Consider the following 25,113-nt stretch of genomic DNA (forward strand, 5'->3'; position numbering starts at 1 on the left):
TGTTAAGAATACGGACTCACAATATACGTATGGAGCAAAGCAGAATACGGGAAAATAATGATCTCGTCTATCGTCTCCGTATTTCGCTTCGCTCATATGGGGTACTTTTGCTGCTGGGCCCGTGAGCCGGCCTTCAATCGCACACGCGTTTTCAACGTTAGCATTTGCTATTTCCGCCTGCGCGGATACAGGTTTAAGGTGTTTATGTCTTTTGCCACAGTGGGTAATGATACGGATTTTATAAACGCAAAATTTCCCCCGTTATTGCATCGCGTATGGGTGTAGGTCGATGGGTGGGACCAAGGGGGCCTTCTAAAATTTTATCGATTTTGTTGCCGAATACCATGCGAAGAATTTTTACATCGCGGATGGGAGGCTCCCCTTCTTGGTTGGCGCTGGTGGAAATTAAGGGGGCTGTAAATCGTTGGCAAAGGAGTTTAGCAATGGGATGTGCGGTGACGCGGATAGCGATCGTTGAGTGTTGGCCGGTTATCCAATGAGGCACTTCTTTGCTGGCAGGAAAAGTCCAGGTGAAAGGCCCTGGCCATGTATAGAACACGCGCGCCAATGCTTTAGGATCGATGGGCTCGGTGAGCGGTTCGACTTGCTTCCATTCGGAAGCGATGAGAATGAGCCCCTTTTTTATCGAGCGTTTTTTAATTGTCAGTAATTGAGCGACAGCATCGTAATTGAATGGGTCGCAGCCTAGACCGTAAACGGCTTCAGTGGGATAAGCGATTACTCCGCCTTGGCGTGAGCATTTAACCGCCTCGTTGATTGACTGGATATAATCGTCCATGTTTATAACTGAGTTTGTAGATTTTCATCCACCTTTTTTAACGTTTCACGTTTTGCCATCCGTTGTTGTACTAACTTTTGTGCGATGGTTTTATCCTGGAGGGCGATAATTTGCGCCGCTAAGATGGCTGCATTTTTCGCACCTGCTTTTCCAATCGCTGTGCAAGCAACGGGAACACCGCCTGGCATTTGTACTGTTGATAATAATGCATCTAATCCGCCAAGACTGCCACCTGCCATTGGAACGCCGATTACTGGCTTGATGGTATGTGCAGCAATGGTACCAGCGAGATGGGCGGCGAGGCCTGCGGCTGCGATGAAGACGACGCAGCCGCGGTTGTCAGCATTTTCTACGAATTCGACAGTTTCTTTGGGAGTGCGATGAGCGGAAACAATATGAGCTTCAAAAGGAATACCCAACGATTTTAATTCGGTGAAAGCTGTTTCCATGGTAGTAAGATCGCTGTCGGAGGCCATTAAAATAGCCACTAGAATTTTGTTCATCGGTTTATCTCCGTAGTTATTTAATAGTGATCGTATGTTTTCAATTAATTAAATCATTTTGCTACGAATCGGGCGGATTCTTTTTAAAAGAGCCCATAGCTTGATGGCTGTGCTTTTATTCATGACTTAAAAGAAGATTAATTGAGCAATGATTTGTCTCCATCATATGCTTCTACAAAGTTACAACTTTTTTTGGGACATACTTTTTCTGTGCCGCGACTTTTTGTTGTTTTTATCGATAAAATAGGCCAGCCGCATTTGGAGCAGACTTCGGCAACGGGTTCGTTCCACAGAGCGTAGTCGCAGTCGGAGTAACGGGCGCAGGAATAAAAAATTTTGCCGCGACGAGATTTACGTTGTAGGATGGTGCCTTTTTTACATTTTGGACAAGTTACATTGGTGTCTTTTGGTTTTTCTAAGGGTTCCATGTATTTGCAATTAGGATAACCACTACAACCGATAAATTTTCCGTAACGCCCCATTTTTATAATTAAATTGGATTGACACTTTGGACACTGCCGTCCTTCGAATACGGATTGAGCTTCAGTCGCAGTTTCAGTGAGGTTGCGTGTATAATCACAATTGGGATAAGCCGTGCAACCGATAAAACGCCCGCGCTTACCTAGCCGGATGGATAATTGAGCGCTGCATTTTTGGCATTTTTCATTAATTTTTTCTTGCGTCACATCGCTACGTTTAACTGTTTTTTCTGTCAGGTCAACCAAATTTTTAAACGGTGACCAAAAGATTTCTAAAACGGGAATCCACGTTTTTTCACCGCGGGCAATGTCGTCGAGTTCGTCTTCTAATTTAGCGGTGAATCCATAATCAACGTATTTAGTGAAATAATGCGTAAGGAAACGGTTAACGATGCGGCCAATATCAGTGGCGATAAAACGTTTACTATCCACATCGACGTATTTACGGTTTTTCAAAGTCGCAATAATGCTGGCATAAGTAGAAGGTCGGCCAATGTCGTATTCCTCAAGTGTTTTTATTAAACTGGCTTCGGTATAACGAGGTGGAGGTTCAGTGAAATGTTGCTCGCTTTTAATTTTATTAACATCAACGGCTTGACCTTCTTCCAACGGCGGAAGTATTTTACTACCGCTTTCTTCTTCTTTTTTCTTGTCATCGAAAGTCTCTTGATAAACCGAGATAAATCCTGGTCTTACAATGGTTGAACCGTTAGTCCGAAAAATTGCATTGGGAGCCTTTAAATCGACGGCCACGGTGTGTAAAGTCGCTTCGATCATTTGACAGGCGATCGTTCGTTTCCAAATTAAGGTGTAAAGTTTTAATTGATCACTACTTAAATATTTTTTTAAATTTTCGGGAGTGCGAAACGCCGAGGTAGGACGAATAGCTTCGTGCGCTTCTTGTACATTTTTTGATTTCGTTTTATAAATCCATGTTTGTTCCGGTAAATTTTCTTGGCCGTATTTCTCTTTGATTAATTCACGGATTTCTTGTAACGCTTCGGATGCAAGCGTGACAGAATCGGTTCGCATATAAGTGATTAAACCCATCGCGCCTTCTTCACCGAGATTAACGCCTTCATACAATTGTTGAGCGATTTGCATCGTTTTTGAAGCAGAAAAACCGAGTTTGCGTGCGCCTTCTTGTTGCATGGTTGAAGTAATAAAAGGGGATGCTGGATTTCGTTTTCGTTCTCGTTTAACGACTTTAGCAACTGTCAATTTTCCGTTGGCAGCTTGCGCAATGGCATCGCGTGTTTCGTGGGCTTGTCTTTCATTAACAATTGAAAACTGTTCGATCTTTTCGCCTTGCAATTCGATTAAATGCGCGTTAAAAGGCTGTTGTTGCGCGTGACAATCGGCGTGTATAGTCCAATATTCCTGACTTTTAAAATTCTCAATTTCAATTTCTCTTTCGACGATCAAACGAAGTGCGGGACTTTGTACGCGGCCGGCAGATAAACCGGGACGAATTTTTTTCCATAGCAATGGTGACAGATTAAAACCGACTAAATAATCCAATGCGCGTCGTGCTTGTTGTGCGTTCACAAGGTCCGCGGAAATATCGCGCGGATTTTCAATCGCATGTTGAACGGCTTTTTTAGTAATCTGATGGAAGACAACGCGTGAAAATTTTTTGTCTTTTAAACTATTACGGCTTTCCAGTATTTGTTTGACATGCCATGCAATGGCCTCCCCTTCGCGATCGGGGTCGGTGGCAAGATATAAGTTATGACAAGGTTTGAGTGCTTTGGCGATAGCATCCATGTGTCGAATATTTTGCTCAATGGCTTCATAATGCATTTTAAAATGATCGTCGGGATTGACGGCACCTTCTTTGGGAATAAGATCGCGCACGTGACCATAAGAGGCCATGACTTTAAAGTCTTTACCTAAATATTTTTCTATCGTTTTCGCTTTGGTAGGCGATTCGACTACGACTAAAGATTTAACCATGATTAATGTACACCACCTACTGTGTCGTCAAGAACCAGCAGTTCCATGCTGGCTAGAGCTTCTTTCTCACTGGATTGATTAAAAAGAACCATTAAGGTCACCCATTTGAGAAGACTTACGTCAATTCCTTCGCAGGAAAGTCCAAGAGCTTGATTGATAATGAGTTCTCTGGTGTGAGGGTTAAGTATCGCCTGTTTTTCCAAGGTGATTAGAAATCGCCGACACTCGATATCTAATAAGTCGCATTCGTAATCGCTGAAAACACGAAATGAGTTTTTTTGGGGGAGTTTCATGGATTCGCGAGCTGAGTAGGAGAGGTTATTAAGCCAGCTCAAGGCTTGGTTGATGACAGTGCGGTGGAATCCGAGTTCTTCTAATTGGACCAGAAGTTTTTTTTCTCCTAAATCCAGGGTGCAATTTTCTTGCATATGGTTTTTAAATAAATACATTAATACGTTTAATACACTTTCGTCTTTCATCGCTTCACCCGTATAACACCGACAGGTGTTGATTTAAGGGTCTTAGAATTCTATTCTTAGCAATAACGAGGCTACGAGATGGAAGCCGAAAAGCCACTGCGAGCGATCAGTTGATCTATGGAAGTGACCTCAAATCCGATGCACTCTAACAGTTTGTGTTCATTCTTATCAAGTGTTTGAATTGGAATGCTAGCACCCGTAGCCTTAGTAGCCCAATTCTGCAATAACATCCGCTATAGAATCAACTAGTTTAGCCCCTCTTGGTGAGAATATGGCACCCGTGGGAAAGTGGATTTCGGATTGACTCTGGGATGGTGAAAACTTCTCAGTTCTGTTCGGCGGCTAATTTCACGGTGACCAGAGAACCCAAGCAAGCTAGCTTCCACAACGAGCGTGCCGAGGCTTAATTCGCTGATGATGCGATTGCGGCCGAGGAGAGTTGCTGGGAAGCGGCGCCATGGCTAGGGGGAATTCTGAGAGGAGGGTGCCTTTGGGGAAAATTTGTTCGGCCAGATACTATGGTGGCGCCGAGGATATAAATTAGTTAAGCCGCTGCTGATGTAAAAACCAGCTTGAACGAGTTTCTCTTCTATTTCTTGTGCGATTTCGCGGCCGGTGACGGTCGGATTATGGCCACTAACGATGGCAAATTGCGGCTTATTTAATATTAAAGGGTTCCGCATGATGTAGAGTTTTTTAGGTGGATCGCGGATTTCCTTCAATAAAATAGGGTAGGGGGGGATGAGCGAGCGTCAAAATATCGTGATTCGGCGTTTTCGTCCATTCTGAGTCTAATTGAGAATTTGGCATGGCGAAAAATAATAGTACATTGCGGGTAGGTGCAATACAGTGACAATAATAAAGGTTAGCCCGTATGTAGCGAAGCTGACGAATCGTTTAGGCGGGAACGTCGTGAACTCGTTCTTGAGAGCTCGGAAGAGCCGCCGTCCGAACAGCTTATGGTTAGCCCAAACAATTCGTCGGCTTCCCTGGCCGTGTTTTTTTGGATGGGTTGATTGATTCAGCAGAAGCTCTTGGATTTTGCTTTCTTTATCCAAGGAAACTTAAAATTAATAAAAGTGAGTTTCATGTCGCTTAAAATCGTTTTCGCCGGAACGCCACAATTTGCTGTCCCAACGCTTCGCGCGTTGATTGATTCTTCTCATTGCGTCTTAGCCGTATATACGCAACCGGATCGTCCTTCCGGGCGAGGGCAAAAAATCATTGAAAGTCCGGTTAAAGAAATAGCTAAACTAAATAAATTACCTGTTATCCAACCTTTTTTGTTACGGGATGAGATGGAGGAAAAAAAATTAATTGCAATAAATGCAGACGTAATGGTCGTGGTGGCGTACGGGTTGATATTGCCTAAGAAGGTATTAAATGCTTTCCGGTTAGGGTGTGTGAATGTTCATGCTTCGTTGTTGCCTCGTTGGCGCGGTGCAGCCCCTATTCAGCGTGCTATTTTAGCAGGCGATCGGGAAACTGGGATTAGTATTATGCAAATGGATGAAGGGTTGGATACTGGCAATGTGCTTGCTAAAAGCGCGTGTGCTATTTTATCTGAAGATACTGCAGCTGATTTACATGACCGTCTTTCATTGATCGGTTCGGATTTGCTGTTGGAAACATTAGCTAAATTAGAAAAAGACGGTATTCGATTAGAAAGACAAGACGAGGCATCGGCTAACTACGCATCGAAAATTCAAAAGCAAGAAGCACTGATTGATTGGCGAAAATCGGCAGTGGAAATAGCGCAACAAGTGCGCGCATTTAATCCGACGCCCGTTGCATTTACTTATTTCGAAGGTCAGCCGATGCGGATTTGGCGGGCGACGGTTGTCGATGAAAAAGTGGACTTTAAGCCAGGGGTTTTTGTTGGCGCCGACAAGAAGGGTATTTCTATCTCAGCGGGGAGCGGCATTTTGCGGCTCCATCAGTTACAATTACCAGGTAAGCGGGTTTGTTCAACCGGCGATTTTATTAACGCCCATGGCTATAAATTAATTTCGGGAAAAACCGTTTTTGGTTGAGAGAAGATTAATATGTCGGATGAAGAAAAATTAATTATTTTAGATCGCGATGGTGTGATTAATTACGATTCGGAAAATTATATTAAACATCCCGATGAATGGATTCCCATCCCCGGTAGTCTTTCTGCAATTGCTCGTTTGAATCAGGTTGGATACCAAGTTGTCATTGCTACAAATCAATCAGGCGTTGATCGTGGTTATTATTCGTTGGATATTCTCGAAGCGATTCATGAAAAAATGCGCCGTGAATTGGCGAAGGCGGGTGGTCGAGTGACTGATATTTATTTTTGTCCCCATGTACCCCAAGCTAATTGCCCGTGTCGAAAACCTAAGCCAGGATTGCTCGATTTGATTGCTGAAGATTTCCCCAAAAAATTAAAGGGAAGTACATTGGTGGGGGACAGCTTGGGGGATATACAAGCCGCGAGAGCGGTGGGATGTCTGCCCGTTTTAGTAAAAACAGGTAACGGTGAAAAAACGGTAGCTAATGGCGAAGGGTTAGAAGATGTACCTATTTTTGAAGACTTAAGTGATTTCGTTAATGATCTCACCCGAAAATCGCCGTAGTTTTCGACGACGATTTCTTCCCAATTCACATTACTGACTGCAGCTTATGGAGAACCTTCCCATAACCATTCGTCAAAATCATAATAGAATCGCGCTCTCCGCAGGCCAACAGCTCAACATCTGCGTGGGAAAGATTTTCACTCATTCTGTTAATTGAAGCTCTTCCGCTTTTTTACACACGCTCTCGAAAAAAATACACCTTGCACTTTGCCTGATACACAGTACCGGAGTGCAAGTTTGGTTTTTTCCTTCTGTGTCACATCCAATCCCTGAATGGATATTTCAACATAGTTGCTCCCAAAAGGAAGAAGAATAGTAGAATTAGAGGTTGGAACTAGCCGCCTTGCACAATTTGCAGTTTGATTTGATCATTTATGTTCCTTCTTTCATTGGTTTATAATGGTTCAAATTAGAGAATGTAAGGGCCTCGCGGTAATCAGGTCACAGTTTGAACAAAGGATGCGGGCCCTGCATGGCAGGAACGATACCAGTATGCGTCATCCTCCCGTCTTGGCCGTGAAAGTACTGTATTCTTTAACAACCTCGAGGACGGTTTTGCGGGAGAAAAATGGGTTGATCATGATAAACAAAAATCAAACTGAATTGAGATTACCTAACGGGGGCTATCGGTTGTTGTATTCTTGTTTTTCGCCTTGTGCGAGTGCTATTATGGAAAAATTGGCAGTGCCGGGAATTCATTTTACCATTTTCTTTTATAATTCCAATATTCATCCAAAAAAGGAATATCTGATTCGAAAGAATGAAAATATTCGTTTCGCCGAAAAGCTTGGCGTTCCTTTTTTCGATGTAGATTACGATCGCGATAATTGGTTGGCACGAGCGAAAGGGATGGAATACGAGCCCGAGCAGGGGTCGCGTTGTACGATGTGTTTTGATATGCGTTTTGAGCGCACAGCGCTCTACGCTTATGAAAATGGTTTCCCCATTATTTCAAGTACTCTTAGAATTTCGCGTTGGAAGAACATGGATCAAATCAATGAATGCGGCGTTCGAGCGGCGAATAAATACCCTAATATGTTTTATTGGACTTTAAATTGGTGTAAGCAAGGCGGTTTGCAACGCATGATTGAATTATCCAAAGAAGAGAATTTTTATCAACAAGAATATTGCGGCTGCATTTATTCTTTGCGAGACACCAATCGCTGGCGTCTTAAAAAATGGACGTTCGCGTATTGAAATCGGTCTGAAATTTTATGGAAAAAACGAACCCTCAAAAATTAGCCAATGATTATTACTCTAATTGCCGCGATGGATAAAAATCGACTGATTGGCCGGAATAACGAGCTGCCGTGGCATTTGCCTCCCGATTTAGCCCATTTTAAATCGATTACGCTTGGCAAGTCGATTGTGATGGGCAGACGAACTTTTGATAGCATTGGGAAACCTTTGCCTCACCGCCGAAATATTGTCATTACGCAGCAAAAAAATTTAATTATTAGGGGTTGTGATATTTTCTATTCTTTAGATGACGCATTGAGCGCACTGACCAATGAACTCGAAGTAATAATCATTGGTGGTGCTCGCATTTTCAAAGAGGCATTGCCGAAGGCCGATAAAATGATCTTGACTATCATCGATCATTCTTTTGAAGGAGATGTTTATTTTCCTAAATGGAACGATAAAGAATGGAAAATTACCTCAAAAATTAAACACGAACGGGAGGAAAAAAATCCTTATCCTTTTCAATTCTTAGAATTAAAACGGTTATACGGAAGAAATTTTTAACTGAATTATACGCTCTAAAATTGTTATCGATCTAGTTTGGAATATTTTTCTTACTATCAGATTATAAACGTGTTTTCATAATAGAGGGATCATTTGAACTAGTGTCAGGCTCAGTATCGTTAGGCTTTTCAGCATTCTCATTAAATAATGAATTAGGAGAAGTAGAAACTGATGTTTGATTCTCGCTAACGTTACTTGATTCTTCACTCTCAATTTCTATTTCTATTTCTGAACCAACCGTCTCAGAATCAATTTCTACAGCACTTTTTTCAGGGAAACACTTTGCGTTTATCACGTCAATTAATTTTGTAGAGCTAATGTTGCAAGCGGTTGCCGCCATGCCAACAAATAAGCTGATAATAATAGGATCTAAATTTGAAGCAATACAAGCGAAAAACTATTTGTCATATAAGCGCCCGGAACGGCGCCGATGATGCTGCTTAAACCGAGGGTGCCTGAATATAAGTTTTTAAAAAATTTTTCCACTGAACACGCATCAAAGCTAACTTTCCAAACTCGATAAGGTTAAACTGAGTTAACCCTTCAAGTAAACTGGTGAATACACTGGCGAAGTAAGCCGCTTTTGGGCGTTACATTTTTAGTTTATCTCGTCCCGGGTACTCCGAGTTGCTGACCGCGATCCCAGGTATAAATAGCCGCTGATAAAGCGATGATATAGATAAGCGCATCTTTCATACTAGTTTCTCGTAATAACCAATTCATGGGTTCGCAAGAGAAATAAATCCAAATACAATTCCGAAAAAATTTAAAAAAAACTTGCAGTCTCAAGCTCTTATTATTTTCATAGATATCAAGAGCTGCGTTCTGTATCGGCCGATATCTAGTCGTATTAATAGTTTCCGGGTTCAATTCCGATTCAAAGGTCACCACGGTTTTAATTTCGTTATTTCCTTAATCTTGGTCAACAACGGCTTGAAGAGAGGTAGAAGCTTGAATAGAGGATATCAAATTCATTTTGAGAGCAAGACATATTTAATTCCTCTTAATTTTATCAATAAATAAAATTTTAGAAAATATTATAATAATGGTAAAGCAAAATCATAATTCATGGAATCATAAAAATTAAAGAAAAAACATTTCTTTTCAGTTTTTAGAATTAAAGCTGTTATAGTGAAATTATGCAGAAATAATGACTAAGGAATTATCTAAGATTTTATAGACTAATCGATGTTCTTGATTGAGCCGTCTAGACCAATATCCCTGTAGTTCAAATGTCAAAGGCCCCAGTTTTCCTTTTCCAGAAAAAGACTCGGGCATAATATTCTTTAATTAGTTCATTAACTCGGTGAAGCATTTTTTATCTAATTTTTGCCAATATAAATAATCTTCCCAGGCTCCGGCGTGAAAGAAATTTGTATTAATCTTCCGTTAATTTCTTTTTTGCGTTTTACCGTGTTTTAAGCTGTGAATAGATTCACTAAGGTGGCTGCATTAGTTTCCTGAGCGGATAGGTCGTTTCTTTCAGAGCCTAAAAATCGCGAAGAGAGGATGGCCACGGTTTCTTTATAGGCCGTTTTAATAATGACGGGCTCGTGTTGATCGGCGGAAAGATCCAACTATATAGATAATCTTATATTTAAAGTACTTAAATAAGCATATTAACATATTAACGTGAAAATTCGCTGCGTCAATAGGGAGAGTTACATCCGCAATGCCGACTGGCAAGGCACGGAAAATCGTTCTTTGGTTTTTAAGTTTATCGCAGTTAGCCTATAACCCCAGGCACAGCCAGTGTCGAGAGCGTGAGTATGTGGGGCGGTGGATTGACCGTTTAAAGCGGCCCAGTGACCAAAAGCGATATCCACATTATCTTCTTGGGGCTTGCGCCATTCGAACCAAGGTCTAAAGTGTGAAGGCTCTTGGCTGGTTTTTCCTTCAGATTCCAGGTCAAGTCGGCCTTTGGCATCACAAAAACGCATACGAGTGAATGCATTGCAAATGTAACGCAACCGATTTTGTCCTTCGAGATGCTCTTTCCATTGGGAGGGTTCATTGCCGAATAAATTTTTCAAAAAAGCGAGGTAATGAGGCCCTTTTAAAGCGGTGGAAATTTCCTCAGCACGGAGGATACTTTCTTTAACGTTCCACTGTGGTGGTAATCCAGCATGAACTAACACGGCAGAAAGCGATTTTTCATAACGGATAAGGGGGCAGTGGCGTAACCATTCTAATAATTCTAATTTATCAGGTGCTCGTAAAACGGCGTGCAAGGTATGTTTGTAAGAATCTTCGGGCATTAAACCGTAGCCCAAAATTAATAAGAATAAATCATGATTGCCAAGAACAATCAGAGGGGAAGACAATGATTTGAGAAAACGCAACACTTCCAAAGAATTCGGGCCGCGATTAACTAAATCTCCCACGAACCCGAGGCGATCTTTAGTCGAATCAAATTGGATAAGCTCCAATAATTCTTTCAACTTGCGATAGCACCCTTGAACATCCCCGATGATATATGTATTACCTGGATATTTTAAATCCGCCTTTTCGCGGGAAGTGATAGGCCAAGCATCCATTCCATTCTCTCGTTAATCGACTTGCATCTGCTCACGAAGAGGTGAAGTTTCATTTGTCAGGTGGAAGTAAAGTTCTGTTGCCGTGTTATGAAATAAGGCTTGAAGAAAAGACATCTGCGTGGTGTAGTCTTTGTAATCTTTCACGCCAAATTCTTGCTCGAGCACGGTCCATAAATTAGCAGTGCCATCCACAACACCCAGTTGAGCTGCTTCTTTGCCTGTCCAAAAATCCCCAGAAAAGATTTCTTGACGATCGCCATGTAACCGATTCCCACGCTCCTGAATAACTTGGTTAATAAAATTTTGGTGCACTTCGGCCAATATTTTGTTTATTTTTTCAATATCTTCGGGCTTCAGCGATTGAAAAGGATCAAGACGGTCTTTATGATCGCCGGCTACAAACAAACGGTGAGTTATCCCGACTTTTTTTAAAGCGTCTACAAACCCAAAACCACCCATGATCACACCGATTGAGCCAGTTAACGTATCGTTGTTAACGTAGATTTTGTCTGCCCCCGTGGAGACTAAGTACGCACCAGAAGCCAATTCGTCTTCTCCAACGGCAACTACTTTTCTATGATATTGTTTTTTTAATTCGATGATTTTATCGCGAATGATCGAGGCCTGAACGGGACTTCCGCCGGGAGAGTTAATTAACAAAACCACGCCTTTAGATTTTTTGTCTGCAAAGGCTTTGCTTAATTCAGGGACAACACGAAGCGCAGAAAAGTTCGTGTTCGACATGATTGTCCCATTCATTCTCACTAACGACACATAAGCGTCATCACCCCGCTGCGCTTCTAATTCCGACGCAGAAGGCGCGAAAATTAATATGGCGAATAACAATAAAATAAACATCCAACCCACAAACCGAACATTCCGCCATCGACGCTCGGCGCGGCGGTCATCGAGGATAGCTTTAACCAACGTATTTTCAACTGATTCATCATTCATCAAATTATTTCCATTAGTGAATTATCATTAGGTTACGAGAAAGAATTCGCCAACGCAATATGTTCAAAAACTGTACGCTAGTTTGAGGGTTAGGACGTATAAAAATGGAACGTAATTAATTGCAGGGATAAAAACTGTTTTTTCCGTAACCAGCATAATATTGAAAACTGAGTTCAAGCATTATGTGTTCTTTGAAATATTCGATTAAGGCCTACCCAAAAAGTAGGGTTGATATGATTGCCGTTTACGAGAAAATCATGTCGATGGATGAATGCAGCGCCTGCATTAGCAAAATCGCGAATTCCCGATCGTCCTAATTGAACCATGAATTTTCCAACAAAATTGTAAGCATAGGTAAGAGATTGCATAGGGGAAGTAAGCCAAAACCGTACTTTATAAACATTCAGATCCTCAAAAAAATGCTTGTGTTGAGAAAACGAGTATAGTTCAACTCAAAAGCAAAGAGAGGTTGAACTTCATATCCGGCTACAAACCCGTAGATTAAACCTCGATCTTTTGTGGCAATTGGCGCTGAGGTGGTGAGTAGAGTCATATCATCTGGTGTTCCTCTTGCAACGAGTTGATTCCAGTCAGCACTTCCATAACCAAGGCTGATGCCAATGTAAAATTGATGAGCATTCCAAATGAAGGGGAAACAATTTGTTTCAGCGAGATGTGCTGAAGCGGCAGAATTTATTAAAAATAAAATAATAATTAAAAAAAGAATGAAACTAATTTTTGATGCATAGCGAGACTTGGATTAATGTCCTATCCCGTCAAAACCTCAGCAATTAAGCAATTGCTGGGGCTTTGATTTTTTTCCTATTCGATACTGCATTTTTCATAATTTTCATTCCAACATTGCAAATCTCCTGCACATTCACTCACACTCACGGGGGGGTTATACTTTGTCATATATCTTCGAATAGGTGTATCCCATATGGAGCATGGCATTAAGGTTAGCGTAAATGTGAGGGACCGTACAATTACCTATGCCACGCGATTGGTGTCCTGTCACTAACGCTGCCGTGAAACAATGGAAAAAGTTTGTTTGCAGGCTCATCAAGAGCAAGGCTTGGATTAGGAATGCCGCATTCACTTGCTGGAGGAAACGCATTTTTAATAGTTGATTAAAAGGATTATTAAATGCCATTCCCAATAGCAAAAAATTCTTAAAGAAAAGGTAATAAGGGTTGATAAAACCAATTTTTTCATTACAAAGCTCATTTAAAAAATGAAATTTATTAAAGGTTAAGAGAATAGGTGAAAATAAGGAAACGCTATATTTTACAATGTGGTTCCATTACTCAATTTCCCTATTGTTTCCCTTGTTCATTAACGGTAGTACCATACGTTAAAACGTAAAGTAAATTATCAATTCAGAATCAGAATTAATGTTATTCCTTTCATCCGCACCGCAAGCACATCGCAAGTTTCTACATTTAAAATGGCGTTGGCTCGAGAGCCTAACAACTTATCCAGGCTGTGGTAGCCATGGATGCCTACGACGATCAGGTCGATCTTTAATTTTTCGGCCAGTTCAATCACCATGTGTTTTACCACACCGCTTAATGTGTGTTGTCTTTCAGAGGGGCCTGCACGGTATGGCAAAGTTTAGTCAATGCTTTTCGGGTGTCGGATTCGATCGTTTGTTCTAAGTTCACGTTAATCGGAATAGAAAATTCACCGCCGTAAGTAACGGGTGAATGTTCTATTAGATGAACGACATCCAGTGTTGCGTTATTACTTGTCGCAACTTCGGCGGCGCGGTCGATGACTTCTTGACTGCGTGGAGAAAGGTCGATGGCGGCTAATACATATTTTTGTAGTGCATCTTGGAACAAACTCCTAGTTGGCCTTTAGTTTAATTATATTACTGATTTTAACAAAATCTTGTACTGTTAATTCTTGAGGCCGTAATTGTGGGTTAATTTCAAGCAATGGCCACTGCGACGGGTTTATTAATTTTTTGAGCGCATTACCAACCGTTTTTCGACGATAGCTAAAAGATTCTTTCACAATATGACTCAGTTGATCCAAATTTTTGGCGACTGGCGTAAAATTGTGGCGAGGGATCAATCGGATAATAGCCGACTCCACTTGGGGCGGTGGGATAAGTGCTTGAGGTGATACGGTGAAGAGATAAGTGTTGTCGCAAAAATATTGAGCCATTACACTGAGGCGCCCGTAATCGTGACTCCCCACCTCAGCCGTAATTCGCCTGACCACTTCTTTTTGCAGCATAAAATGCATGTCTTCAATGCAATGTATTTGAGAAAACAAATGAAAAAGCAGGGGCGTTGAAATGTTATAAGGTAAATTGCCGACAACACGAAGTGGCTTATTTGTTTTTAGGGATAAAAAATTAAATTGTAAAGCATCATTTTGATGAATCGTTATGTTTTTTTGCTGGTTATATTTCTTTTGCAAAAAAGCAACCAAGTCCCGATCAATCTCAAGCAAAACTAAATTATCGCATTCCGTTAATAAATAATTCGTCAAGGCTCCACGACCCGGTCCAATTTCCACCAGAATATCCGTCTTTTTGGGATGGACCGCACTGACGATTTTCTGCAAAACAAAGGAATCATGGAGAAAGTGCTGAGCAAAACGCTTGCGCACCGGCATTTTTTTCATCAGACATCCTTGCCAAACAAATGCTGCAGTTGACTAATCAAATGAAATGGTAGTGATAATTGATAGTTGAGACGCTTTCCGGTCGGTGTTTTTGTATTTACTCGTACCTGAGTGGGTAAATTGCCATTAATAGGAACGGACCGATCTAACTGTTTTTGTGCCATAAGCACATGTAAAGACTGCAAAATGCTTGTACTGGCTGATTTTATCTCAATGGGAATAACCTGTTCAAAGTTAAGTTCAATTAAACGTTTTTTTGAGAAACGCAAACCGCCGAACAACGCGGTCTTGCCAACTTGGCAAGCACCGGGGATGATCAACGGTTTGCGCTGTTTTTCGGTTAGCCACTCGTCGAGAAATTTAAGTGCATTTCTTTCAATAAACAATTTTGTCCCACTCTTAGAATTACCCGCATAACGGCTTTAATTATCCACTTGTGGATAATGATAGGATCCCAGGTAAAATACACTTTCTTCAGTGGGTCGTCAAAAGAATTGGTTTTAGTAGGAAACTTATAGAAAAAACCGGTTCTTTTATGAAAGAGTAGCCGCTAGTTTGACAGCGGCTAGTAGACTACTTTCATCGGCACGGTCGGTGCCGGCGAGGTCAAAAGCAGTGCCGTGATCGACAGAGGTCCGAAGGAAAGGGAGACCCAAGGTCACGTTGACGGCTTGGCCGAATCCAAGTGCTTTAACAACGGGCAGACCTTGGTCGTGGTATAGCGCTAAAATAGCATCAGCGTGATGACTATGACTGGGCGTAAAGGCGGTGTCGGCAGGAAGGGGACCGGTTAATAAAAAACCTTCAGTGTTTAGTGCTTTAACGACGGGCTCAATGACGTTAGTTTCTTCTTTCCCCAAGTAACCATTTTCACCGGCATGAGGGTTTAAGCCACAAATTATAATGCGGGGATTCAGGATGGAAAAGTATTTTTGTAATCCTTTTTGCAAAATTTGAATGGATTCTTTTAGTGTCGAAGGGGCTAATGAGGAAGGGACATTAGCCAAGGGTATATGAGTGGTATATAAAGCGACTTTCAATTCATTTGTTACAAAAAGCATAACTGTTCGTTGAACGCCAGTGAGCTTGGCAAGCCACTCGGTATGGCCGGTAAAAGCGATACCTGCTTTGTTTATAACCGCTTTGCTCACCGGCCCAGTGACCATTGCTTTATAATCATTACGCTGACAACCCATTGCAGCGATGCGCAAAGTTTCTAATATATATTCAGCGTTAGCGGGATTGGGTTTTCCGATGAGGCAGGGTTTTTTTAAAGGTACATGCTGTATAACTAAGCTTGATGGAAGCGTAAGGCCTAGCTTGTTAGCGCGATTTGCTAATAAATCCTGATCGGCAATAACGTAGAGCGGAACAGAAAGATTATGCTGTACCAATTTTATTAAAATATCAGGCCCAATGCCTGCGGGGTCGCCGAGCGTAATCACAATCGATTTCATTAAGAATCAGCATAAATGTGAATATAAGCGGAACTACGCAATTGAGTCAGCCATTTTTTCAACGCTTTTTCCACTTTTTGTTGGTAAACGATTTGTTGGATTTGCTGATTGGTAACAGTGTTTTTAGCTTCTTTATCCAGTAACTTGATAATATGAAAACCATTGGGGGCTTGAACGGGACCAGTCACCTCGTTTGGCTTCATTTTCAATACAGTCTTAACAAACACTTTGGGCAGCTCATTAACAGAACGCCAGCCAAGATCGGCACTGCCAGGGTGCATTTTCATTGCTGTTTCAAAGCTTGAACCTTTTTGTAATTGCTTTAAAACCAGAGCGGTTTTGCCCTTGGCATGATAAATTTGTGCTTGGGTGGCGGAAGCCGGTAAGGGAATAAGTATGGTCGCGATGTGATATTCTGTTGAGGCAATTTGCCTGGCATGTTGTTTTTGAAAAGCTGCGATATCGGATTTATTGATTGAAATAGTGTCTTGCAACGCTTGGTGCTGCAACTTTGAAATGATTAATTGTTTTTGTAATTGACTACAAAATTCCTTATAAGAAATTCCTTCCCGAGTCAATTTTTTTTTGAGAGCGGTTTGTGATAAATGATTGGCTTCGGATATACGCGCAACCGCCGCATTTATTTCGCTGTTGGTGACTTTAATTTGATTGTGTTTAGCAACCTGTAATTGTAATTTTTGATAAATTAATTGATCGAGCACTTGCTTTTTAAATGTTTTCTGACCAGGCAGCGAAATTTGACGCTGCAGGCATTGTTGCTTTACAGCCGTTAACGCATGATTGAGTGCACTTTGAGTAATAATTTCATCATTAACCACGGCTACTATTTTGTCCAAAGATTGTTCGTGGGTGGCGTTTGGGGCCGGCAAAGTTGATTGTGCAAAAGCGCTGATACTTGTGACACTCAAAATAATTACCATTGAAGTTAATATTTTTTTCCACATAATAACTACCTCACATCATTAGAAACACCATTATTCATCGCATCCAACACCGTTACTGTTGAAATGGGAGCCGTCCCCAAATTACCCAACCCTTTTAACTGGAGTTCAAACCCGTAAGCCGTGTCGTACTGCCTTTGTAGAGTTCCATTGGGATTGACTTTCAAACCCGCATAAGTGCGGCGTATGCTGAAACTTAATGCCCAGCAACAAGTGTTGTATTGTACACCGATTGAATAGACATCGGTATGACGTTGGGTAATATTGTAATCCCAATAGCCGACAGCACTCCACTTTTTAAACAACGGCCAGGCTCCTGAAGAGATCACGTAGTTGGTGTTTTGACTGTATGCGTTCTCTGGAACAATGATGGGCGTGGATGTGACGATGGAACCCTCATTCCTGTGGACAAATAGATAACGAATACCAGCTTTCCCCCCCCTATTGTTATAGGCTAGTTCAACGGAAGTGTTATTCGTTTGCCCCCAATTGGGATCCCACGCTAAGCTGCCAGTAAAAGACCAGTAAGGGAAAGGATAAAAAGTGAGTTCGCCGATGATGGGTGAATAATGATAATTAGTCGGGGTGCATTCCGGAGTGAGGCAAACACGTTGGTTTTCAAGGTAATAAATAAATCCAACATTGGCCGTTAAAATAGGACTACCATTTTTAGCATCCAAAATTCGTGAAGTGAGCGCAAAACTCGCTTGATTGGCATTTTGCAAACGATCGTTTCCCGTAAACTGGTTTAAGGCAAATAATTGTTCAAAAGAGAACGGCAACAAGACCGTATCAAAGTTAGGGAAACGATCTTGATTTTGATAGGGGACGTACAAATAGAAAAATCGGGGTTCGAGTGTTTGAATAAAGGACCGATGACCGAGATGGAAGCTGCAATCAAAATAAAGCCCTGAATCGATATCGAAAATAGGTAACAAACGGCTGGAAGTGTGTGCTTGTCCGGGCTGAAAATGCGTGATGTTATAGGCAGTGGCGTCCGCCCATAGTTGGGGAATGATGTAGCCGGAACTGAAATAAAGCGGAAAACTAATACCTGGTCGCATATGAAACCGTTGTCCTCTTGGTTTATCAGGGACGAAGTCGCTACGATAGTCGAAGTTAATGGCCTCAGCGTTAAAATTAAAATCCACATCTCGAACGATGTCAGGGTAATAACCTATAACGTTAAAATCGGGTAACCGGGAATATTGATCTAGTGTCGGAGTTGTCCATTGACTAATTAGGTGAAGCGTTTGATACGCTTGTAACATTCCCATAAATTGCCAACGCAGTCCATTGTACTGTAAATCAATCTGATTAAGCAATTGGTTGGAAAGAGAACTGCTGCCCAGCTGGCTGCCAAGATCTTGAAAAAAATAAGGGTCAGTGACGTAATTTAAAATAACCCGTGAAGACCATTCGGAATTAAAAAACGTGGTTTCATTCATCGAAAAAAAAGCGCGCTGATTTTTAATTTTTTTGAGTTTATCTACATACAAAATAAAAGCATGGTGTCTTGCTAAAACGGACGGCAGAAATTTACTAAGGGTGGTCTCTCGAAACTGTTGAAACACTTTATCATTGGGGAGATAGTTTAAATAAATATTTCCACTGTTTTTGGTGATTAAAAAACGAAAAAGGCTCTGCAAATTAAGTCCGCGTTCAGACATAAACTCGGGGATTAGTGTTAAATCGTAATTGGGCGCCATGTTCCAATAAAAAGGCAAAGCAAAAAACCAACCCGAGCTCGAGCTATGCCCAACGTACGGGATTAAAAAACCCGTTTTTCGATAATTATCAATTGGGAAACTAAAATAAGGAAAATAAAAAATAGGAACCTTGCTGATATACAAAAGCATATTGTAAGCTTCGCCTCGATGAGTATTTCTGTTTAAGACAAGCGTTGTTGCGCTCATTGACCACGCTGGAGCTGTCAGCTTACAAGTGCTGTAAGTAGCATGACGCAAGGTGATTACGTTTGATGCGTCGCGTACGGTGTGTTTGGCAATGCCCCACGCGTCGAAGGGATATTTAAATTTATAAAAGTAAGGCTCCCCGTTATAAATGTGGTAAGCCGCATTCATTAGTGTCGCGGTTTTGGGATAAAGCGTCAGTGTTCCTTTATCGGCGACAACACGTTTGTCCGCTTCGTGCAAGCGGACATGGCCAATTAAAATAATTTTAGTTACATGATCTGTTCTGCTGTCTCCATAAATATAGGCTTTATCAGCTTTTACAATACGGCTGGGTTGGGTGACGACAACATCTTTGCGTAAGATAGAAACGCCTTGAGCTGTGACCATGGAGGGTCCTTTGGCCGTGACGATAGTGGGCTCTTTTGTTGCTGGTCCGCCGGGGTGGTGGTGTTTGGTGAGTATCAATGGTTCTTTGAAGTAACCTCCACAAATGAGATTGGGTGTGGGGACCCAGCCGAGTAAATGAGCGACATGCTGGTAAAAATGTCGATACGACAAACCGGTGGGTAGAGTCTCTGAGGCGCGTTGTTTTCTATCGGTAGTTTTGATAGCTTTAGCCATGCTTACTGTCACAGCACCGCCCAGTTGCTGGAAAACACATAACAGCAAAACCAGACAGTAAAAAATAAATGATTTTCCCTGCTTCATTGCGAAATTTCTTTTATTCGATGTCGGTTTGGGAATGGTAACCCCTATGAAGGGATTTGGCTACGAGGAGTTCCCGTTGAACGGCTGTATATGATGAAAGAGCGTATTGAAAATCGTTGTCAAGAATTCGAAAACTGGTTAAATACTGTATTGGAACAGCCATTTAAACGTCTCTCGCTTTTGCCTGGGGATGCCAGTGTGCGTCGTTACTTTTGTGTTTATTGTAAAGACATTACTTATGTCGCTATGGATGCCTCATTACAAAAAGAATTTTGTGCAGCATTTATTGCTATTGCAAAAGTGTTTTACAAATTGGGTTTAAATATCCCTGTTATTTATGCTGAAGATAAGAAACAGGGATTTTTGTTATTAACAGATTTTGGCGATCAATTATACGTGCACGCACTTAATAAAAAAACGGCCGATGAATTGTATAAATGTGCTTTTAATGATCTTTTTCGCATTCAATCGTGCCAAAAAATTGAAGACTATGCTTTACCAAAATTTACGGCTGATCTTTATTATCAAGAGATGTCGTGGTTTCTACCATTGGTATCTCGAAAAATATTTGAAGACTCCCTTGTCTTTAAAAGAGGAGGAAACGCTAGAGAATGTTTTTCAGTTGTTAATTAAAACAGCATTATCCCAGCCGCAAATTTGCACCCATCGTGACTATCATTCACGCAATTTGATTGTGGTTGCCAACCACCATCAACCTGGTATCCTAGATTTTCAGGATGCGTTGTATGGACCAGTGACTTACGATTTACTTTCTCTGTTGCGAGATTGCTATATCGATTGGCCGATTGATCAGGTAAAGACGTGGGTGTTCGCTTACCAACGCCAAGCTTGTCAAGCGGGGTTGTTAGAGGAGAAAGATGAAAGGGAGTTCCTTCGCTGGTTTGATTGGATTGGGTTGCAGTGCCATTTAAAATGTATTGGTCTTTTTGCTCGATTAAATGAACGGGATGGGAAGCCCTCATATTTGCAGTATATTCCCAGAGTGATGCGATACGCTTTGGCCGTGTGTGAACGATATTCTGAGCTTAAGGGACTAAAATCATTACTTGAAAAGAGATAATTATAATGAAAGCAATGATATTGGCAGCTGGACGAGGGTCTCGCTTAAAACCATTGACTGATACGCTTCCTAAACCTTTATTATCTATTAGTTCTGAAAATTTAATTGAACACAATGCAAAGGTGTTGAAAAAAGCCGGAATTCATGAGATTATTGTTAATATTTCTCACCATGCCGAACAAATAGTGAGCCATTTAGGTGATGGTAAGAACGATATGGTGTAAGCATTCATTATTCTCATGAAAGGGATCGCTTATTGAGGACAGGGGGTAGGGTTTTTCAAGCATTGCCTTTGTTGCGAAATGAACCATTTGTTATGATGAGCGCAGATATTTGGTCTGATTTTTCATTTGATCGTTCTTTGAAGCCATTTCGCGTGGGACAGTTAGTGGAGAGTTGTATCGAAGGAAATGGTTTAACGTTGGCACGATAGAAGAACTAGAATGTTTAAGGAAAGCGATCGGTTAGCCACTTTCCAATCGCCTCGATTTCGTCCTGACACACTTGATGTTCCATCGAATACTCATGCCATTCCACGGAACAGCCTAATTCTTTTAAAAAATGAGTGGCTTGCTTCCCCAAAATTATTGGTAATACAGGATCAGCGCTGCCATGGGCTATAAAAATAGGGATAGATCGATTGGCCGCACTATTTTCTTTTGGTAGATGATTGGCTAACGGAAGATAGGTTGACAACGCGATGATACCTGCTAGTGGTTTTGAATAGCAAAGCCCAGCATACAAACTCATCGCGGCCCCTTGCGAGAATCCCGCTAAAACAATTCGATCGCTTGGGATTCCGGATAAAATTTCTTGCTCAACTAATCGATTAATCGATTGCTGCGTTTGGGCAATACCATTTTTATCTTCGCATGATAGATCCTCGAGGCTGTAAATATCATACCAAGCTCGCATTTGCATATTCGCATTCACCGTAATGGGCCGAATTGGTGCATGAGGAAACAAAAATCGCAAATGCAAATTCTCCGGCAACCCCAACCGCGGTATAATATCTGCAAAATCATACCCATCAGCCCCCAGTCCATGCAACCAGATGATACTTCCAACGGCGGGCTTAGCGGAAGGGATGGTTATGATTTCTAATGGCGGTTTCATTTCAGACGCTCACTTTTTTCAATTTGAAGGGATTTTAAACCTAATTTTCCCAAAAAGATAAAGCGCTAAAGGAAAAATATTTTATAAAAATAAATATCATATAATTTTCTTTTATTAAAAAAGTGGATATAACAATTCACGCTATGATACACTGAATTAGTAGACCTTGATAGCCTATAACTAGATTCAGAGAAGGAATTAATATATTATTTAGAAAAAGGAGAAATATTGCGATCAGTAAGAGTAAAAAGTTACTCTTTCGGTTAAGAAGGACTCTTGCGCAAAGAAAACAGGACGAAGATCCATAAAGTATTTCTGATATAGGGAAGGTAAAGAACAACATCAAAAGATAATGTCATTGTTAAAGCGGTATTACGTGGGAGAGTTATATCCAGAGATTTATTTAATGCAGCAGGAAGTTAAAATCGCTGTCTTAGTTAATCCAGGGGCGGCGTTATAGATCAATTTCAGAGTGTTTATCTTTATCAATTCGAACCGTTGAATTCTATGTTCAAAACATTAGATTAAAATTTAATTGGTAAAAATAAAAAAGCGTTGATTACAGCTTTAAAGAAGCTGGAGCTAAGTCATTGGTTGTCTTTTTGATTCAGAATAAGCAAGCTTGATTAAAAAGCATCATGCCCAGTCAAGTTGAGTAATCATTGTATTTAAAGTGTAGTATTTTCTCTTAGTCTTAATTCGTTTCCTTTGAGAATGGCAAACAAAAATGATTATGAAGAACGGCATTGCAACAGTCACTTGGCGGACTTCGTGCTGCTGTTTATAGGGTCAATCCTGGGCTTGCTAAAGCTATTGAACAGCTTGACCCCAACAATCAGTTTTCGCTGTATAAATTAAGTTACCCATTTGCGACTACTTTTATCAAATAAGGATTATTTCATCTTCCCCTTGAGGGGTGAACTTGTTCCCGTCATCCACCCAGATGTTAACAAAAAAATTCGTTCCGACCTTTTTATATCTGGAAAATGGATTGTCCGCAGAAATTATCTTAAAGAATTCATACGAAGTCTTTATCAATACTCCTCGTTATACGTTGCCAATAGTTATTGTAACGCCGGGGACTTTTTCTGCTTTATGGAGAGAATTAGATCTTCGCCCAATCTTGCCGATTAAGGTTTTTGGCGTGACTGGCGGCGCTCGCAGCATTTTTTTGTTGGCAAATATCGGGACGCTACATTCCATAAAAACTTAAAGAGAGATTTTAACGTTAACTCTCTACCACCCAAAAATTTAGTTGGGCAATGAGAAACTTTTAAGGCTATCACTGAAAATGAGGAAAGATCCGCAAGGGAAAGAGCTCTATTCAATATTACTTAAAAACGCTTGGATTGCTTCTAGCTATGAGCGAAACAAATGTTTTATCAATATGCGTTATCTCGCGCACAAGATCACCGTAACTTAAAACAAAATCCGTATTTAGCAGATACTGCTCAGCACCTTTTATTTTCACTAACGTTTAGCGTATTACTTGGATTTAGGCCTGCCACTGATAATTCTATGGGTCTTCAGAGTTGATACAAAAAATTTATGTAGAAAGTTATGGTCTAAAAAATGTGCGCCTATTCTTCTACATCCCGCTCATTTCAATCTAAAAGGTGAAGTTTGCGCTCCGGTTTATATTCTTTGTAATTTCCTACAATCCTCTCCTACAACTCTCCAATTTTCGCCAAGATCCAGGAAAATGTCGACAACTCTCTATGACCTTAGAGAATTGAAGTATATTATGGAGATCTTTTTAGAGGAACTCGTCAATAAAAGGTTAAATTTAGATGGAACGATTGCGGAAAAATACCTCAGTTTGTTAATTACGAGTATTTTCATAGCAAGCCTTAGCCGTATGAAGCTATTTATTTAACAGGTGAAATGATTGTTAATGATCGCAATCTAACGAATTCGCTGTATCCCTATTCCTCTACTGAATTCGCCAGTAATGGAACCTTTCTTAGAGGATGTGTCAAGGATATCACAAAAGAGGATGGTTAGTCGTTCTAGTATGCTCATCATTCAACACACAGTGGTGTGCGAGGACGCATTGATATATCATTTCATCATGAAAAAATTATTATTAATAATAAGCCTTACTTTTTTCATGGGGGGGTGTGGTTCGAAAGGGGCTTTATATTTACCGCCGGTGGCAGCCCAGAGTCAGGAGTCGGATTCCAATGAAAGTTAACTTTACTAAGATGCAGGGATCGGGTAATGATTTTGTGGTCATTGATGCCACAGAAAACTCTTTTCAATTAACGACATCGCAAATTCAAAAAATGGCGAATCGGCGGTTTGGGGTAGGTTTTGATCAATTATTGGTGATCGAACCTCCCAAAAATGACTCAGTTGATTTTCATTTTCGGATCTTTAATTCCGATGGAAGTGAGGTAGGGCAATGTGGGAATGGCGCTCGTTGCATTGCACGTTTCATCCAAGCTCATCAATTAAGCGATCGAGAAGAGCTGCGTATTTCTACCCTCAACGAGATATTAGAATTGAAAATACAACCCGATGGTAAAGTATCCGTGAAAATGGGCGTTCCGCGCTTTGAGCCTACAGAAATTCCTTTTATCGCCTCCAATGTAGCCAATTTCTATGACATTGCTGTGGATAATCAAATAGTAAGGCTGGGTGTAGTCAATATCGGAAATCCCCATGCGATAATTCCGGTAGAACGTATCAATGCCGAAGAGGTAAGTAAGGTTGGAGCCCGTTTAAGTGTGCATGAGTGTTTTCCGGAAGGTGCCAACGTAGGTTTTATGCAAGTCATCGATCCTCAAAATATTCGACTGCGCGTTTACGAACGGGGGACGGGTGAAACCTTGGCTTGTGGCAGTAATGCTTGCGCGGCCGTATCAGTAGGCCGTCGTTGTGGACTGCTCCAAGAGCGCGTTGTGGTTAGTCAACCTGGGGGGAGCCTCACCATCGATTGGCAAGGACCGCTAACTCCGGTCACAATGACAGGGCCTGCAAGCACCGTTTTTTGTGGTGAGTGGCTGGATTAGTCGCCGTGTACTACCCTTAAAATAATCTTAAGGCAGATTAAGAGCAGTTAAGTTGATGAAATGGTCAGAAAAGCTGCTGAGTATTCAGTAGAATTCCTGATGTTATTGAAGGATAAGGGGTTCTTGATGAAAGACATCAGTGGGTTAGTAACCAGTTTAAAATGGATAT

23 protein-coding genes and 7 pseudogenes are annotated in these 25,113 nt (G+C 41.1%); 12 read left to right on the forward strand and 18 right to left on the reverse strand.

Annotated elements, in window-relative coordinates:
• Window positions 1-238: 238 nt before the first annotated feature.
• From tsaC to FIV31_RS03495, 5 genes and pseudogenes are all read right to left on the reverse strand, one after another.
• Window positions 239-799, reverse strand: a complete 561-nt coding sequence (gene tsaC / locus FIV31_RS03475; protein ID WP_280123826.1) for an L-threonylcarbamoyladenylate synthase type 1 TsaC — start codon at window positions 797-799, stop codon at window positions 239-241.
• A 2-nt stretch (window positions 800-801) separates the two neighbouring features.
• On the reverse strand, window positions 802-1,302 hold the full coding sequence (gene purE, locus FIV31_RS03480; RefSeq protein WP_280123827.1) for a 5-(carboxyamino)imidazole ribonucleotide mutase: 501 nt from the start codon (window positions 1,300-1,302) through the stop codon (window positions 802-804).
• Between the two features lie 137 nt (window positions 1,303-1,439).
• The gene (gene topA / locus FIV31_RS03485) at window positions 1,440-3,737 is read right to left on the reverse strand and encodes a type I DNA topoisomerase (protein ID WP_280123828.1); all 2,298 of its coding nucleotides are present in this window, start codon (window positions 3,735-3,737) and stop codon (window positions 1,440-1,442) included.
• Window positions 3,738-3,739: 2 nt separating this feature from the next.
• Entirely contained in the window at window positions 3,740-4,216 is a 477-nt protein-coding gene (locus tag FIV31_RS03490; RefSeq protein WP_280123829.1) for a Smg family protein, read from the reverse strand.
• Window positions 4,213-5,026: pseudogene (locus tag FIV31_RS03495) on the reverse strand (DNA-processing protein DprA). The gene FIV31_RS03490 and the pseudogene FIV31_RS03495 overlap by 4 nt, the downstream one beginning before the upstream one ends.
• A gap of 278 nt (window positions 5,027-5,304) precedes the next feature.
• Between FIV31_RS03495 and fmt the strand changes: the two are divergent.
• Both fmt and gmhB read left to right on the forward strand, forming a co-directional pair.
• Window positions 5,305-6,249, forward strand: coding sequence for a methionyl-tRNA formyltransferase (gene fmt / locus FIV31_RS03500; protein ID WP_280123845.1), 945 nt, complete (start codon window positions 5,305-5,307; stop codon window positions 6,247-6,249).
• 12 nt (window positions 6,250-6,261) lie between these two features.
• A complete protein-coding gene (gene gmhB, locus FIV31_RS03505) occupies window positions 6,262-6,816 on the forward strand; it encodes a D-glycero-beta-D-manno-heptose 1,7-bisphosphate 7-phosphatase (protein ID WP_280123830.1) in 555 nt (184 codons plus the stop codon).
• Here the strand turns inward: gmhB and FIV31_RS03510 are convergent.
• A pseudogene (locus tag FIV31_RS03510) lies at window positions 6,795-7,076 on the reverse strand (acylphosphatase); the annotation flags it as partial. The gene gmhB and the pseudogene FIV31_RS03510 sit on opposite strands and share 22 nt — an antisense overlap.
• 188 nt (window positions 7,077-7,264) lie before the next feature.
• Between FIV31_RS03510 and FIV31_RS03515 the strand changes: the two are divergent.
• Window positions 7,265-8,065 (forward strand): annotated as a pseudogene (locus FIV31_RS03515) (epoxyqueuosine reductase QueH).
• On the forward strand, window positions 8,062-8,562 hold the full coding sequence (locus FIV31_RS03520; RefSeq protein ID WP_280123831.1) for a dihydrofolate reductase: 501 nt from the start codon (window positions 8,062-8,064) through the stop codon (window positions 8,560-8,562). Before FIV31_RS03515 ends, FIV31_RS03520 begins: the two are co-directional and overlap by 4 nt.
• 61 nt (window positions 8,563-8,623) lie before the next feature.
• Here FIV31_RS03520 and FIV31_RS03525 read toward each other — a convergent pair whose 3' ends face one another.
• From FIV31_RS03525 to FIV31_RS03575, 11 genes and pseudogenes are all read right to left on the reverse strand, one after another.
• On the reverse strand, window positions 8,624-8,902 hold the full coding sequence (locus FIV31_RS03525; protein ID WP_280123832.1) for a hypothetical protein: 279 nt from the start codon (window positions 8,900-8,902) through the stop codon (window positions 8,624-8,626).
• Window positions 8,903-9,699: 797 nt separating this feature from the next.
• A pseudogene (locus FIV31_RS08460) lies at window positions 9,700-9,941 on the reverse strand (Txe/YoeB family addiction module toxin).
• 282 nt (window positions 9,942-10,223) lie between these two features.
• Window positions 10,224-11,099, reverse strand: coding sequence for a symmetrical bis(5'-nucleosyl)-tetraphosphatase (locus FIV31_RS03535; RefSeq protein ID WP_280123834.1), 876 nt, complete (start codon window positions 11,097-11,099; stop codon window positions 10,224-10,226).
• 12 nt (window positions 11,100-11,111) lie between these two features.
• Window positions 11,112-12,053, reverse strand: a complete 942-nt coding sequence (locus tag FIV31_RS03540) for a S49 family peptidase (protein WP_280123835.1) — start codon at window positions 12,051-12,053, stop codon at window positions 11,112-11,114.
• A gap of 173 nt (window positions 12,054-12,226) precedes the next feature.
• Window positions 12,227-12,421 (reverse strand): hypothetical protein, encoded by a 195-nt coding sequence (locus FIV31_RS03545; RefSeq protein ID WP_280123836.1) that lies wholly within the window; start codon window positions 12,419-12,421, stop codon window positions 12,227-12,229.
• Between the two features lie 1,006 nt (window positions 12,422-13,427).
• Window positions 13,428-13,887 (reverse strand): annotated as a pseudogene (locus tag FIV31_RS03550) (universal stress protein).
• Window positions 13,888-13,901: 14 nt separating this feature from the next.
• Window positions 13,902-14,690, reverse strand: a complete 789-nt coding sequence (rsmA, locus tag FIV31_RS03555; protein ID WP_280123837.1) for a 16S rRNA (adenine(1518)-N(6)/adenine(1519)-N(6))-dimethyltransferase RsmA — start codon at window positions 14,688-14,690, stop codon at window positions 13,902-13,904.
• Complete coding sequence (locus FIV31_RS03560) at window positions 14,690-15,076, reverse strand: hypothetical protein (protein ID WP_280123838.1); 387 nt, start codon at window positions 15,074-15,076, stop codon at window positions 14,690-14,692. The genes rsmA and FIV31_RS03560 overlap by 1 nt, the downstream gene beginning before the upstream one ends.
• A 147-nt stretch (window positions 15,077-15,223) precedes the next feature.
• The gene (pdxA, locus tag FIV31_RS03565; RefSeq protein WP_280123839.1) at window positions 15,224-16,147 is read right to left on the reverse strand and encodes a 4-hydroxythreonine-4-phosphate dehydrogenase PdxA; all 924 of its coding nucleotides are present in this window, start codon (window positions 16,145-16,147) and stop codon (window positions 15,224-15,226) included.
• Window positions 16,147-17,112, reverse strand: coding sequence for a SurA N-terminal domain-containing protein (locus FIV31_RS03570; protein WP_280123840.1), 966 nt, complete (start codon window positions 17,110-17,112; stop codon window positions 16,147-16,149). The genes pdxA and FIV31_RS03570 overlap by 1 nt, the downstream gene beginning before the upstream one ends.
• 5 nt (window positions 17,113-17,117) lie before the next feature.
• Entirely contained in the window at window positions 17,118-19,733 is a 2,616-nt protein-coding gene (locus FIV31_RS03575; RefSeq protein WP_280123841.1) for an LPS-assembly protein LptD, read from the reverse strand.
• A 90-nt stretch (window positions 19,734-19,823) separates the two neighbouring features.
• Between FIV31_RS03575 and FIV31_RS08815 the strand changes: the two genes are divergently transcribed.
• From FIV31_RS08815 to FIV31_RS08465, 4 genes and pseudogenes are all read left to right on the forward strand, one after another.
• Window positions 19,824-20,366, forward strand: a complete 543-nt coding sequence (locus FIV31_RS08815) for a hypothetical protein (protein ID WP_482766015.1) — start codon at window positions 19,824-19,826, stop codon at window positions 20,364-20,366.
• The gene (locus FIV31_RS08820; RefSeq protein WP_482766017.1) at window positions 20,314-20,814 is read left to right on the forward strand and encodes an aminoglycoside phosphotransferase family protein; all 501 of its coding nucleotides are present in this window, start codon (window positions 20,314-20,316) and stop codon (window positions 20,812-20,814) included. The genes FIV31_RS08815 and FIV31_RS08820 overlap by 53 nt, the downstream gene beginning before the upstream one ends.
• A gap of 5 nt (window positions 20,815-20,819) precedes the next feature.
• Window positions 20,820-21,172, forward strand: a pseudogene (locus tag FIV31_RS03585) (sugar phosphate nucleotidyltransferase); the annotation flags it as partial.
• 2 nt (window positions 21,173-21,174) lie between these two features.
• A pseudogene (locus FIV31_RS08465) lies at window positions 21,175-21,282 on the forward strand (mannose-1-phosphate guanylyltransferase); the annotation flags it as partial.
• Here the strand turns inward: FIV31_RS08465 and FIV31_RS03590 are convergent.
• Window positions 21,262-21,930, reverse strand: a complete 669-nt coding sequence (locus tag FIV31_RS03590) for an alpha/beta hydrolase (protein ID WP_280123842.1) — start codon at window positions 21,928-21,930, stop codon at window positions 21,262-21,264. The pseudogene FIV31_RS08465 and the gene FIV31_RS03590 sit on opposite strands and share 21 nt — an antisense overlap.
• Window positions 21,931-22,394: 464 nt before the next feature.
• Here FIV31_RS03590 and FIV31_RS08470 point away from each other — a divergent pair, with 464 nt between their 5' ends.
• The 4 genes from FIV31_RS08470 to dapF all read left to right on the forward strand — a co-directional run bounded on the left by FIV31_RS08470 (window position 22,395) and on the right by dapF (window position 24,944).
• Entirely contained in the window at window positions 22,395-22,472 is a 78-nt protein-coding gene (locus FIV31_RS08470) for a hypothetical protein (RefSeq protein WP_425278261.1), read from the forward strand.
• Between the two features lie 401 nt (window positions 22,473-22,873).
• Window positions 22,874-23,143 carry a hypothetical protein gene (locus FIV31_RS03595; RefSeq protein ID WP_280123843.1) on the forward strand — a complete coding sequence of 90 codons (270 nt, stop codon included), beginning with the start codon at window positions 22,874-22,876 and terminating at the stop codon, window positions 23,141-23,143.
• An 858-nt stretch (window positions 23,144-24,001) separates the two neighbouring features.
• Window positions 24,002-24,124, forward strand: a complete 123-nt coding sequence (gene lptM, locus FIV31_RS03600) for an LPS translocon maturation chaperone LptM (protein ID WP_425278262.1) — start codon at window positions 24,002-24,004, stop codon at window positions 24,122-24,124.
• Complete coding sequence (gene dapF / locus FIV31_RS03605; protein ID WP_280123844.1) at window positions 24,114-24,944, forward strand: diaminopimelate epimerase; 831 nt, start codon at window positions 24,114-24,116, stop codon at window positions 24,942-24,944. The genes lptM and dapF overlap by 11 nt, the downstream gene beginning before the upstream one ends.
• The last annotated feature ends 169 nt before the right edge of the window (window positions 24,945-25,113 follow it).

Origin of the sequence: Coxiella endosymbiont of Ornithodoros amblus, from assembly GCF_019425495.1 — a bacterium.
GTDB lineage: Bacteria > Pseudomonadota > Gammaproteobacteria > Coxiellales > Coxiellaceae > Coxiella.